The 12283-nt window shown below is 47.2% G+C and carries 13 protein-coding genes; 7 read left to right on the top strand and 6 right to left on the bottom strand.

Going from position 1 to position 12283, the window contains the following annotated elements; genetic code table 11:
* Positions 1 to 212: 212 nt before the first annotated feature.
* From FHW36_RS14225 to FHW36_RS14210, 4 genes are all read left to right on the top strand, one after another.
* Positions 213 to 1724 carry an alpha-L-fucosidase gene (locus FHW36_RS14225; RefSeq protein WP_222429075.1) on the top strand — a complete coding sequence of 504 codons (1512 nt, stop codon included), beginning with the start codon at positions 213 to 215 and terminating at the stop codon, positions 1722 to 1724.
* Positions 1725 to 1733: 9 nt separating this feature from the next.
* The gene (locus FHW36_RS14220) at positions 1734 to 2750 is read left to right on the top strand and encodes a zinc-binding alcohol dehydrogenase family protein (RefSeq protein WP_246121151.1); all 1017 of its coding nucleotides are present in this window, start codon (positions 1734 to 1736) and stop codon (positions 2748 to 2750) included.
* 67 nt (positions 2751 to 2817) lie between these two features.
* Positions 2818 to 3693 (top strand): AraC family transcriptional regulator, encoded by an 876-nt coding sequence (locus FHW36_RS14215; protein ID WP_145669968.1) that lies wholly within the window; start codon positions 2818 to 2820, stop codon positions 3691 to 3693.
* Between the two features lie 317 nt (positions 3694 to 4010).
* A complete protein-coding gene (locus FHW36_RS14210) occupies positions 4011 to 4538 on the top strand; it encodes a class I SAM-dependent methyltransferase (RefSeq protein ID WP_145669966.1) in 528 nt (175 codons plus the stop codon).
* A gap of 85 nt (positions 4539 to 4623) precedes the next feature.
* Here FHW36_RS14210 and FHW36_RS14205 read toward each other — a convergent pair whose 3' ends face one another.
* Positions 4624 to 5202: a hypothetical protein gene (locus tag FHW36_RS14205; protein ID WP_145669964.1), complete on the bottom strand. Its 579-nt coding sequence runs from the start codon at positions 5200 to 5202 to the stop codon at positions 4624 to 4626.
* Between the two features lie 174 nt (positions 5203 to 5376).
* Between FHW36_RS14205 and FHW36_RS14200 the strand changes: the two genes are divergently transcribed.
* Entirely contained in the window at positions 5377 to 5739 is a 363-nt protein-coding gene (locus tag FHW36_RS14200; protein ID WP_145669960.1) for a hypothetical protein, read from the top strand.
* A 184-nt stretch (positions 5740 to 5923) separates the two neighbouring features.
* Here the strand turns inward: FHW36_RS14200 and FHW36_RS14195 are convergent, their stop codons facing one another.
* Positions 5924 to 7468 carry a S8 family peptidase gene (locus FHW36_RS14195; RefSeq protein WP_222429074.1) on the bottom strand — a complete coding sequence of 515 codons (1545 nt, stop codon included), beginning with the start codon at positions 7466 to 7468 and terminating at the stop codon, positions 5924 to 5926.
* A gap of 607 nt (positions 7469 to 8075) precedes the next feature.
* Between FHW36_RS14195 and FHW36_RS14190 the strand changes: the two genes are divergently transcribed.
* Positions 8076 to 8453 (top strand): hypothetical protein, encoded by a 378-nt coding sequence (locus FHW36_RS14190; protein WP_145669958.1) that lies wholly within the window; start codon positions 8076 to 8078, stop codon positions 8451 to 8453.
* Positions 8454 to 8510: 57 nt separating this feature from the next.
* Here FHW36_RS14190 and FHW36_RS14185 read toward each other — a convergent pair whose 3' ends face one another.
* The gene (locus FHW36_RS14185; protein WP_186452435.1) at positions 8511 to 8714 is read right to left on the bottom strand and encodes an efflux RND transporter permease subunit; all 204 of its coding nucleotides are present in this window, start codon (positions 8712 to 8714) and stop codon (positions 8511 to 8513) included.
* 131 nt (positions 8715 to 8845) lie between these two features.
* Here FHW36_RS14185 and FHW36_RS14180 point away from each other — a divergent pair, with 131 nt between their 5' ends.
* Positions 8846 to 9349, top strand: coding sequence for a heme-binding domain-containing protein (locus tag FHW36_RS14180; protein ID WP_222429073.1), 504 nt, complete (start codon positions 8846 to 8848; stop codon positions 9347 to 9349).
* A 6-nt stretch (positions 9350 to 9355) separates the two neighbouring features.
* Here FHW36_RS14180 and FHW36_RS14175 read toward each other — a convergent pair whose 3' ends face one another.
* From FHW36_RS14175 to FHW36_RS14165, 3 genes are all read right to left on the bottom strand, one after another.
* Positions 9356 to 9901, bottom strand: coding sequence for a hypothetical protein (locus FHW36_RS14175; protein ID WP_145669956.1), 546 nt, complete (start codon positions 9899 to 9901; stop codon positions 9356 to 9358).
* A gap of 243 nt (positions 9902 to 10144) precedes the next feature.
* A complete protein-coding gene (locus FHW36_RS14170) occupies positions 10145 to 10834 on the bottom strand; it encodes a GlxA family transcriptional regulator (protein ID WP_145669954.1) in 690 nt (229 codons plus the stop codon).
* A 116-nt stretch (positions 10835 to 10950) separates the two neighbouring features.
* Entirely contained in the window at positions 10951 to 12132 is a 1182-nt protein-coding gene (locus tag FHW36_RS14165; protein WP_145669952.1) for a FecR family protein, read from the bottom strand.
* Between the last annotated feature and the right edge of the window lie 151 nt (positions 12133 to 12283).

Genomic DNA, 12283 nt, shown 5'->3' with positions numbered 1-12283 from the left:
GTGATGCACATAAAAATATCAGTCAACCAGCCGCCAGACAGCCAAAACAATAAATGTAAATAAAACGGTTATCAGCTTCCGGCAAAATATTACCGGTATTTCGCCACTGGCAAAAAGATAAAATACACTATCAACCAGATAAAATTGTCGATCAGCGCCGGAAGTGATCATCTTATTTTTGACGGACATTGATTTTAAACAACACCGCTACTATGACCGGACCATTTACCAAACACACCCTGTATGCAGCCACCCTGGCCATTGCCATGACCCAGGCGGCAGTGGCACAGCAATTACCCGTTACTAAAGGCCCTTATCAACCTACCGACGCATCCCTTCAACAATATAAGTATCCCGATTGGTTCCGCGACGCCAAATTTGGTATCTGGGCACATTGGGGACCACAGGCCGTACCCCGTATGGGCGACTGGTATGCCCGACAGATGTATGAAGAAGGCAGCGCCGATTATCAATACCACGTGGCACATTACGGACATCCCTCAAAATTCGGCTACAAGGATATCATTCCATTATGGAAAGCAGAAAAATGGGACCCGGAGAAACTAATGGCACTCTATAAAAAAACCGGGGCCCGGTACTTTGTGAGTATGGGTAGTCACCACGACAACTTCTTTTTATGGAACTCCCGCCTCCACCCCTGGAACGCCGTAAAAATGGGCCCGAAAAAAGACGTGGTAGGCCTCTGGCAAAAGGCTGCAAAAAAAGAAGGACTTTACTTCGGCGTATCCGAACACCTGGCCGCCAGCTATACCTGGTTCCAGCCCAGCCATCGCGCCGATAAAGCAGGCCAGTACAAAGACGTTCCTTACGATGGCAACGACACCGCTTACGCCTCTCTGTATCATACCCGCGCGGCCGACAACGACAATGGCTGGCTCACCACCAATCCTGCCTGGATGAAAGTATGGTACGATGATGTAAAGGAACTGGTGGAAACCTACCACCCGGACCTCCTCTATTCCGACAGCCAGCTACCTTTTGGAGATACCGGCCGGAGTATGCTGGCCAATTTTTACAACGACAATCTGCAATATCATAAAGGCAAGGCTACCGCCATATACAACTGTAAGCAACCGTCCGACGGCAAGTGGGCCCAGGACCTGGAAAGAGGTGTACAGGATAGTATCAGCCCCTTCCCCTGGCAAACAGATACCTCTATCGGCGACTGGTACTACCGCACCGGGCAGCATTATAAATCGGCTACCGATATCCTGCGCATGCTCACAGATATTGTCAGCAAAAACGGGAACCTGCTGATCAACATCGTTCAAACACCGGAAGGCGACCTGGAACCGGATATCCTACATACCCTGGATGAGATAGGCCAATGGATGGCCGTAAACGGAGAAGGGATCTATGGCAGCCGTCCCTGGAAAGTTTTTGGAGAAAAATCCGACAACACAGCCACTATCAAAGCAGGTAATTTTAACGAAGACAAAATAAAATATACCGCCGAAGATATCCGGTTTACCACCCGCAACAACTACCTTTATGCGTATATCCTCGACAAGCCCGCCAAGGCTATACGGATCAAAGCATTAGGCAGCAACGCCCACCTGAATCATAAAAAAATTACTGCTATACAACTGCTGGGTAGTAAGGAACCGCTGAAATGGAAAGTGGAAGCAGATGCACTGGTAATCGATATGCCGGCACAACTCCCCTCCTGGACCGTTACCGGCCTGAAAATCAGCCTGAAATAACACAACGATATGATGCACGAACTGATCTGTTCTTCTCCCGGTCATCTGACCTATGCGCGCACGGACTTACCTGTATTGACACCGGGCCATGCCATTATCAAAATTAAACGGATAGGCATCTGTGGCACAGATCTGCATGCCTTTGAAGGCACGCAACCTTTCTTTCAATATCCCCGGGTACTGGGCCATGAATTATCCGGGGAGCTGATGGCCTTCGATAATGCTCCCGGTTTCCGGGAAGGCGAGGCCGTAACCTTCATTCCCTACTTCAGCTGCGGTACCTGTATTGCCTGTCGCCGGGGACTACCCAACTGCTGCGAGCAAATCAATGTGTTTGGCGTACATAGCGATGGGGGGATGAAAGAATATATTTCCATTCCTTCCGCGTCGCTGCTGCATGGTGAGGGACTGAGCTACGAAGCGCTGGCACTGGTAGAACCGCTGGCGATTGGCGCCCATGCCGTAAGGCGGGCCGCCATACAACCCGGCGAATATGTGCTGGTGACTGGCGCAGGACCTATAGGCCTCGCCGCTATGGAGTTCGCCCGCATTGCCGGCGCCCGCGTGATTGCCCTTGATGTCAACGCCGAACGCCTGGAATACTGCACCTCCCAGTTCCAGGTGCCCTTTGCGGTCAACGCCCGCGATGCCGATGCCAGGGAACAGGTAAAAGCCATCACCGGGGACGATATGCCCACCGTAGTCATGGATGCCACAGGCAATCTGCAAGCCATGAATAACGGCATCTATTACCTGGCGCACGGAGGCCGCTATGTACTCGTAGGCCTGCAAAAAGAAGCCCTGAGCTTCTCCAACCCGGAGCTGCATAAACGGGAAACCACCCTGCTTTGCAGCAGGAATGCCACCCGGGCCGATTTTGAACACGTGATCAGTAGTATTCAACAAGGCCTCATCAACCCTGCAGCATATATCACCCATCATATCGATTTTATGGCGGTAAAAGAGACCTTCCCTTCCCTGGCCGATCCGGCCACCAAAGTGGTTAAAGCGATGGTGACCCTGTAAATAAGGAATGATGGCAGAAAACAACTATTTTAGCGCTATCAGACGACTGTCTTAATCCACCACGTGTATGAAAGCAGTATTAAAAAATGTGTCTACCTCCCCTGAGTGTTCCTTTACCGTGAGAAGGGATATCGGAGAAAAAATGCGCAATAACTGGCATTATCATCCCGAACTGGAGCTGTTGTACATTAAGAAAAGCTCCGGCACCTGGCTGATAGGCGACTATATTGGTCCTTTTGCCAGCGGGGATGTGGTGCTGATAGGCGCCAACCTGCCCCACTCCTTCCGTCACGAAGAAACGTTTGTATGCGAGCAGAAAGATGTTTCCGGGGAAGCGGTGGTAGCCTTATTCAAGCAGGATATTACGCCGATGCTCACCGCTTTGCCGGAAATGCGGAAGCTCACGCACCTGTTATCGCTATCGCGACTGGGTCTGAAAGTAGAAGCGCCTACCGCCACCAAAGTGGCCCGCATGATGGAAGAGCTGCCAGAGCAATCACCCGGCAGCCGTTTGCTGTCTTTGCTGCAAATTCTTTTCCTGATTGCCGACAGCGGCGACTACCGGCTGCTGTCTACCCAAAGTATACCCGCTAATACCGCTCACCATGAAAATGAACGGCTAAAAGCGGTGATGGAATATACGCTCACCCATTTTAAAAATAAAGTCAGCCTGGAAGAAGCAGCTGCCATCATGCACATGACCAGCACTTCTTTCTGCCGGTATTTTAAAATACAGAAGGGTATCACCTATGTACGCTTTATCACGGAACTCAGAATAGGCCATGCCTGTAACCTGCTGATAGAATCGGATACCAGTATCAGTGAAATATGCTATGAATGCGGCTATAACACCCTCTCCCACTTCATTAACATGTTTAAACTGATTACCGGGAAAACACCCATGGAGTATAAGAAATTTCATTGCCGCCTGGATATAAGATAATCTCCGCAGTAAATAAATGGCCTCCAGACAATTGTCCGGAGGCCGGTAAAACATAGACAATATATGTCGCTTTACTGCCCTTTCCGATGAAGTACTATCTATCGGGCAGTTGAAGTGCCATCGAAATTTGCGTAATTATTTACTGCGTATAGGGATCCACGTTATATGGCTTCGCTTGCCTGCGCTAAAATGCATGGATTTCCGTTTAAGGACACTATAGTCAGTTATGAGGATATTGGTTTTCACTTATACAACGGGATAAAACGCGTATCCCTCTATTCGTGGAAATTTCCGGTTGTCGTGTATATTTACATCCTATGGAGCTGAGCGATGCTATTTCACTGATTCATCACCCTTATTTCAACAGGAGTCCCCACCAGGTATGGGCAGACCTGGGCGCCGGCAGCGGCTTATTTACCTTTGCACTGGCGCATTTGCTGGGTAGCAACAGTACCATATACGCCTTTGATAAGGCGCCGGTGCAGTTGCTGTCTTTACCCGATCCACCAGGGGTAAACATTCGTACCGGGCAACTGGATTTTGTAACAACACCGCTGCCCCTGCAACATCTGGATGGCCTGCTGATGGCTAACTCCCTTCATTATGTGGCCGATAAAACCGCTTTTATACGGGAAGTACAATCACATCTGCGGCCCAATGGCATTTTCCTGGTGGTAGAATACGATACCTCTTCTGCCAATACGTGGGTACCCTATCCTGTTCCTTTTAAAGAGCTGGTACAGCTGCTCCGGCGGGAGGGCTTTGGCAACGCGGTTAAAATAAATGAACGCCCCTCCGTGTTCCGGTCAGGGAATATGTATGCGGCGCTGTTCACTAGAAAATAAGACATGGAAAAGGCGGAATGCAGCAAAGAAGCACAAAACTTACGCTCTTTGCAGCTTTCCGCCTTTGCGTGACTAACTTACCTGATTACTTCGGACGGCCTTTGGTTTTAGGAATGGCTTTACAACAATTACCGTTGCTGTTTAACGGATCTGCCAGGTATACGCCATTCACTTTCTTATCTATCTTCTCTGTATACTCCGCATCTATATTGATTCTTCCTTTCTTTATTTCATAAAACCGGGACGGGAGATAATAGATAGAATCGGCCGAAGGGTGTGCCTTAGGCGCTTCGCTACCGCCAAACTCCAGCTGCCCGTCGTGGTCATAGTCTTTTACATCGGAAGCCACTGCGCTGAGCAGGGAATCGGCAATGGAGTTGTTGATACCGAATACGATCAACCTGTTCTTATTGGGAGCGGCGGTCACCTCCAGGAATAAGAACACATTGCCACCGTCTTCAATGAGGCGGTTGCGCCGGCTGTTATATACAATCTTGTCGGGCGACAATTGGTAGGTTTTGTTGCCGTTTACGAAAATAGTGCCTTTATATACCGCAATCAGCTGTTGCTTGCTGCTGGTAAAATGAAGGTTTTCAGTGGTTTTCTGAGCCGGGGCCGGCAGGCTGATCAATAGCAACAGGCAGTAGCTGAGTCGTTGGAGCATAGTATAGTTTTTAATTCCGCCCTGAACTTAAGCAAAATTCCGCGACTTTCTGCTGCCAGATAAGTGTATGGTTTTCTCCCCGCATCATTGCATTTACCAAATGTGATTATTATATTGTTATGACTTTATACCCCGGTACAACGGATAGTTACCTCCTCTCAAAAAATAACTGTTATGAAAAAATTATGCTGCATCCTGTTACTATGCGCCTTTGTTGCCCTTCCGTCAGCCCTGCTCCGCGCTGAAAGAAGCAGTACCGCCCGTTTTTTTAGTATTGGTCTTAATGTGTACAATGGTACCACATACACCGGCTCCATTTACCTTTACGGCCCCACTAACGTCAGCGCCTATCTGGACCCGTCTTCGGGTTCTTCCTATGGCCCATTAGCCGCAGGTGTATATACCATCAACATGTATACTTCTGCCCCCGGCTCACATACCTTTACTTTTGCCGGGCAATCCATCACTACCAGCTCCGGCTACGCTACCTTCAACAATGTAAATATTACAGGTACCGTTTTCGCCAGTATCTATTAATCTGCGGTTTACCTGTTGTAAGCATTTCCCCGGGATGATCATTCATGGAGGTAACTTTCCGTGTAATTGTTTGAACAGGTAACAACGTAGATAGTGCCGGGGCAGACGCCCCGGCACCGTTATTTTACTAATGGCGGCCCCGCTTACCTTATTCTAAACAGTGCCTTATCCCATAGATGTTTTTCTACTGCCCTACCGCTAAGCTGGCGTCCACATTCCCCCAACCAAACTGGTTACTCTTATGCTGGCTCAAACTGGCAGCTCTTATCATACGCGCCACAATACTGTCTTTAGGATAAGAAGGATATTTGCTCCATACCAAAGCAGCAATACCGGCACAACTGGCGGTGGCTACAGAGGAACCACCAACGGTAGAAGGATCATTACCTGTCATGGCCGTAGAAAGCGCCAGGTGGCTGTTGGATGCCTTTTCCATTACCACCGTAAACGCTACCTTGCTTCCTACGTGGCAATTGCCACAACGGTCGGTAAGGTTATCTTTCATACCGGTGACTGCATATACTTCCGGCTGATTTGCCGGGAAAATAACGCCTATAAAACTTCCGAAAAAGCTATTGGAAGTACCGGCAGCACAAAAGATCAGTTTTTGTTTGTTATAGGCATAACGGATAGCATCTATGATCACACTCACATCAATGATGGTACCCAGGCTCATACTGATGATCTTTACATCCGGATCATCTCCGCCAAGGATATACGCATTGGTTACACCGGTTACAGTCTCTTGTGAAAGAATGACCACGTTTTCAGCAGCATGCACGGTTACCAGGTTGCTGTTATAGGCAATACCTGCCGCGCTGCCACTGGTGCCCCTGGGTGCAGCCAAAGCACCAGCCATGCTGGTACCATGCCCACAAAGATCATCAGGCGTACCTCCCGGGTAAGTTACCAGTTTCTGGATAGTTCTGCCAGAAGAAAATCCCTGGTTAAACAAACTGCCCAAATTCGGTTGATCCGGGCTCACACCAGTATCAATGATCATTACTTTTACACCACTGCCGGTAGATTTGGTCCAGGCCTGCGGAATATTATGATAGGCATAATTCCAGGATTGCTTTGCACCGGGCGTAATGTTTGTGTAGTCGGCGCCAGCCACCAGGCCTGGTTCAGCGTTATTACTGCCGCATCCAAAATTCAGCAACGTAGATTCCACGCCTACTTTGCCGTCTGAGACCTTACCCGCCATATAGGCGCCATAGCCAATAGGCTCTGCATAGCGCACCAGCTTAGAGCTCCTCAATGATTTTAGTGTAGCCATGCGACTAACCTTTACATTGATACTCGGCAGTTTGTTACGGGACAACAACACCACCTCCTTTTCTGTCAAGGCAGGATTGCCCTTTTTTTCATTCTCCACGATCAGGTTAATCACCTGCTGTTTTGCTTCTTTCCAGCTTGTACTATTCAGATCAATCGCATGAATGTTATGACTAAGATCATTGAAATCTGCTGGCTGATAACCAACAGAGAGAATGCTATCTCCCTGCACCAGGGCACTCCAGGCAATATCGTTGCCCGCCATCTCCCATTTAAAATATCCGCTGTCTGCTAATTTTCCACGGATAAAGCGATTGATAGCAGATCTGGGAACTGCCGCCACAGGGTTTTTCTCGTTTGAAATGACGCCTGTTTGTGCGTTTTCATTTTTTTGACAGGAGAACAAGGCCAGGCACATCACTCCTGTCATCAGCCAATTAGAAGTTTTCATCTGTAAGAGTTAATTGATTAAAAAATAAATGGATAAAAGATTTTGGATTTCGGGTTTATGCAACGGTTCACCGTTAGCGGATACAGGATAAGCCTGGTTCCGCTAAAAATAGTATTCCCTTTGCCCGGACCATTAAATGGCCGGCAGTAAAACAGTTTTCGTTTTCGTGCAGATATAAAAGTTATATGCCGCGTGAGGCACACAGAATATTTACATCAACGTAAACAAAAAGTGATGTTGCTATATAAATTGCTGGGGCTTGCTGTGCAGGTGGAATGCGGAGCAGAGCATTTGCTATTAGTGCTTACTATTAATTAACAGGGCTTCAATAAATATAGGAATAATTCTTTAAGCTATATAATTTTAATATAAAAAAGTTCCCCTTCATTAAAACTATGCACGACCCCGATAACTAATGCAGCTGCATTTACCACAGTATATCTTGTGAAATAAAAGCCACACCAACCGCCATAATAAAGCATTGTAGCGTAAATATATTTTTTCACAAGGATGAGCGTGATCACGAAAATACTTCCCTAACACGCTTCTGGTATGTTAATTGCTTTTGGGGCATTGACTATTATTCTGTAACCAAAAATTTTAGTTTATGAAATCAATGCTTAAAATTATTGGGATACTACTATTAGCCGTCATCGTATTTGCATCTTGCAGCAAAAATACTGACCCGGCAGATACAGATATTTTTGCAGGCACCTTCAGGGGAAAAATCGGCTACATTGATAATGAAAAAAATATTAGCCAGGCGAATGGCAGTGTCTTCGTTACCAAGATAGATACCCGTTATGATTTCCGTTTTTCTGATGGTATTCCGGACCTCACCGGCGTGCAGTTTGAAAAAAAAGACGCTAACACCTTAACAAGTGTTGGATCAGATGGCACCGGACTTATTACCATTAATAAAGATAAACTGGTGATTGGATTTACCAGGAACGGCAGGACCTGGACAGCTGACTGTAACCGCTAAAAATATATTAATTATTGCCCGGCGCATCAGCGAAAACAAGCTAATGCGCCGGGTTATTTATGATCGCCTGCAATACGTCCAGCGCAATACAATTAGTAGTAACGGTAACGCCAGTATGAATCCACCGATAACTGCAATAGCCAATGGCTGATGCAACTGCGCGCCGGTACCTATTCCCATGGCAATAGGCATTAAGGCAATGATAGCCCTATGACCGTCCTTCACCCGGAAGTCTACCCATTTCGATATCCATAAGATCAATTTCCAGCCAAAAGTAATTAGCTGCCGAAAAACTGCATATCAATTTATTGTTAACATATTTTTTTAAACTCCTGGGACAGCATTTCCAAAATGCCAGAGATTACTTTACCTTCAGGTTATAAATAATTGTCATGAAGATCATCAAAAAACTCTTATGGGTATTACTGGGCATATTGCTCATCATCCAGTTCTTTCGTCCGGCGCCCAATGTATCCGCTGCAGTGAGCGACCATGACATTATGAAGGCCTACCCGGCTTCCCCGGAGGTACAGGCCATATTACAACGCGCCTGTAATGATTGTCATAGCAACAATACCATTTATCCCTGGTATTCAAAGATACAACCGGTAGCATGGTGGTTAAATAATCATATTGTAGATGGTAAACGTCATTTGAACTTCAGCGAATTTTTGGGCTATCGCATTGCCCGTCAATATAAAAAAATCGGAGAAGTAGCTGAAGAAGTGAATGAAGGCGGTATGCCATTATCTTCCTATACACTGGTACATACCAACGCAAAACTGAGTGCTGACGAGAAAAAACAAGTGAACGACTGGTGTGTTGGCATCCGTACAGCGATGCAGGCAAAGTACCCGGCCGACAGCCTGGTAATGCCTAAGCGGAAAAAAGCTTAGTGCTTATTAAAATACAACGCCCAGTGTAAATACATTGGCATTGACAGACCGGGTACCGAAATTAACCGACTGCCCGTCTTCCGCAATGCTTTTTGGAGACCGGTATTTATATCCCCGGTAAACATAGGAAATAAAAACGCCCATGGTGTTGAAGTGCCATGCTACGCCGGCACCGGCGCCATAAAAGAATTTACCCGACTGGTTGTAGGTAATGGATTGCTGACCACCACCGGTAGACAAGGGTACATTTTCGGTACGGTCTACACTGTATACATTATATCCAAACTGCCCGTTGATATAGGGCTCGATGTATTTAAACCGGTGCTTTACTTTCAGGTCCGCAAATACCGGCATCAGGGTGCGGCCTTCAAAGGAGGTAACTTCTACCCCGGGGCCAATGCCGATGGCATTAAATAATTCCACGTTACCTGTTAATCCTCCACCAATACTACCATCATGCGCCATTACATATACATACCCGCTCAACAACTTATTGATTTGGGCAAATCCCAAAGCGGGCAACAGCAGTAAACAGCATAGTAACTTTTTCATAACTGCCTTTTTATCGGGTTCTTTCTTGTGTAACAGCCAGCTAATCGATATTGTTGCCTGTTACCGGGTTCAATTTGCTAAAAAGCCCTGCAAATATGCCGCTGTATGCCCGTATACAGCTACATATTTACAAGGACTTTAAATAGCGTTTTTTAGCAGGCCCGTGTATTTGCTAAAAAACCGAACAGGATGCAATGTTAGATACCCGGGGTGACAACCCTATGTCAGCAGTTACCAGGAAAATTATTTCAATGGCCAGGCCTCCTGGTGATGCGGCGTATATTGGATAATCTTTGCCACCAGCGCTGCGATGGCCGGTCCACTATATTTCTCCACCATATGCAACGCCCCGTCGATACCGGACGATACGCCGGATGCAGTGACCAGGCGGCCGGCGTCCACATACCGTACATCCCTTACCAGCCGGGTACCGGGATACCGCGTCCCGAAATCCGTTGAAGCATACCAGTGCGTGGTAGCCGGCTTATCTTTGAGCAGTCCGGCCTGTGCCAGGAAATAAGCCCCGGTACATACCGACATCATCACCCCGGCCCCGTCTGTTAACCGCCTGAGCCACCCCATAAAAGCGGCATTACTCATCAATGAATCGATGGTTTCCAGGGGCGCGCCAGGGATCACCAGGATATCTGGCGGAGGAAAGGCCCCCTGCCCGCTGTACCCGGGCCGTATCGCGATGGTGTTGCGTTCAGTGGATACGATCTCCGGGGTCATTGCCAGGGAATATACCTGGTACTTCCCCCCGGTTACTCCGGCAGCTTTTACAAATACATCGGTAGCACCGGCGAAATCGAGTAATTCCACGCCGGGATACAAGAGTACGGCTACCCGGTATACTTTACTGGTGTCCGCCTGGGCATTACTTCGCGTAGCAACGCTAAGAAAGAGCAGGAAGATAAGATATTTCTTTAGCATAAAACAGCTTTGATGAAGGCATAAAATTATACCTGCATAGCAGAGAAGTAGCTTTACAAAGCGGGATAAGTTGTTAGAAAAACGGGGAAATACGAAACGGTCGGGCTGATGTCGTTTTAATTTAAAATAACCTGTCCGGGATGGACCTGGTAGGTAAGTTGGGTGACGGCACTCAGGTTATCCAGGAATATTTTGATGTCTTCGTCTTTATTAACGCCACCGGTAAACCGGAGATCCACCAGGGAAGGATTGTTATTCACTACTACAGACACCCCATACCATCTCTCCAGCACTGCTTTAATTTCAGCGATACCTGCATTCTGGAAGAAATAGCGGCCTTCTTTCCAGGACAGCTCTGTGCCTTGATTGGTGTTGTGTACCACAATTTCATCGTTGCTGGTCGTTGTAGCGGTGGTACCGGCTTTCAGGAGCATCTTTTGCTTAGCCGTCTGAATATTTACGGCGCCGCTTACCAATGCTACCCGGGTATGATTATTATCGTAGGTATTGACGTTAAAGGCGGTTCCCAGCACCTGTATATCTCCGTTACGCGTATGTACCATAAACATGCGACCGGGGTCTTTGGCTACGTTAATATAGGCTTCTCCGTTAATCCATATTTCTCTTTTACTGCCAGAGAATGCAAGGGGCAGGGATATGGTAGTATTGGCATTTATTTGTATATCTGACCCATCGTTTAGCTGGAGGCTAAAGATTTTACCGGGCGGTACTATCAGCTGGCCGGTACCGTTCATTTCTGCGGGTGCTTTTACCAGGAGCGCTCCCCTGCTGCGATCGAATTGAATGCCATATTGACTGAAATGTGTTCTTTCATCATCCAGGTTGATACTTCTGCCATCCGGGAGTACCAGGCGGGTGTTTTTCCCGCTTGGTTGCGCCGGAGCATTAACAGCTAGTTTAGGTTTAGCCGGGGCGAAATAATTCCCTTTGTATGCCAAAAGGATGATCGCCAATAACGCGGCTGCAGCTAATAAGGCTGCTATGCCGCTTTTGGGGGAAGCCAATATGGATAATGGCCGTTGCCTTTTTCTTTCAATTACTGGTGCAGGCCTTTCGATGGGAGCTAATGGTTCCCATAAGCGATCATCATGGAGCCTGACAAAATGACTATCGATATCTTCATGAGCATAACGCGAACAAAACTCCTCCCACCTGGCCTTTAAGGCCGGGTCGTCTTCCATCATTTCGTTTAAGCTGTTCAGTTCCCGGTCAGGTAAAGCATTCGACAGCTTCAATGTGAAATAAATTTCTATTTCTTCTTCGGTAAGTTTACCCATGATATCTTAAAAAACGCAGTACCCTTGTTAATCTTTACGCCTAAGCACAATCTATATATTTCATTTTCAGGGATTTGATGGCATGATTAAGATGCACATCAACCGCATAGGTGTTTACGAACTCAGATATGGCAATTTCACTAAATGTTAA

This window comes from Chitinophaga polysaccharea (genome assembly GCF_007829335.1).
Classification (GTDB): domain Bacteria; phylum Bacteroidota; class Bacteroidia; order Chitinophagales; family Chitinophagaceae; genus Chitinophaga; species Chitinophaga polysaccharea_B.
Note: the sequence above shows the minus strand (reverse complement) of the source record. Positions and strands in the feature narration are given on the sequence as shown.

Bases quoted from the DNA above. Each gene is read 5' to 3' on its own strand.
- FHW36_RS14225 (WP_222429075.1), top strand. From the start codon at position 213: ATGACCGGACCATTTACCAAACACACCCTGTATGCAGCCACCCTGGCC.
- FHW36_RS14220 (WP_246121151.1), top strand. From the start codon at position 1,734: ATGATGCACGAACTGATCTGTTCTTCTCCCGGTCATCTGACCTATGCG.
- FHW36_RS14215 (WP_145669968.1), top strand. From the start codon at position 2,818: ATGAAAGCAGTATTAAAAAATGTGTCTACCTCCCCTGAGTGTTCCTTT.
- FHW36_RS14210 (WP_145669966.1), top strand. From the start codon at position 4,011: ATGGAGCTGAGCGATGCTATTTCACTGATTCATCACCCTTATTTCAAC.
- FHW36_RS14205 (WP_145669964.1), bottom strand. From the start codon at position 5,202: ATGCTCCAACGACTCAGCTACTGCCTGTTGCTATTGATCAGCCTGCCG.
- FHW36_RS14200 (WP_145669960.1), top strand. From the start codon at position 5,377: ATGAAAAAATTATGCTGCATCCTGTTACTATGCGCCTTTGTTGCCCTT.
- FHW36_RS14195 (WP_222429074.1), bottom strand. From the start codon at position 7,468: ATGAAAACTTCTAATTGGCTGATGACAGGAGTGATGTGCCTGGCCTTG.
- FHW36_RS14190 (WP_145669958.1), top strand. From the start codon at position 8,076: ATGAAATCAATGCTTAAAATTATTGGGATACTACTATTAGCCGTCATC.
- FHW36_RS14180 (WP_222429073.1), top strand. From the start codon at position 8,846: ATGAAGATCATCAAAAAACTCTTATGGGTATTACTGGGCATATTGCTC.
- FHW36_RS14175 (WP_145669956.1), bottom strand. From the start codon at position 9,901: ATGAAAAAGTTACTATGCTGTTTACTGCTGTTGCCCGCTTTGGGATTT.
- FHW36_RS14170 (WP_145669954.1), bottom strand. From the start codon at position 10,834: ATGCTAAAGAAATATCTTATCTTCCTGCTCTTTCTTAGCGTTGCTACG.
- FHW36_RS14165 (WP_145669952.1), bottom strand. From the start codon at position 12,132: ATGGGTAAACTTACCGAAGAAGAAATAGAAATTTATTTCACATTGAAG.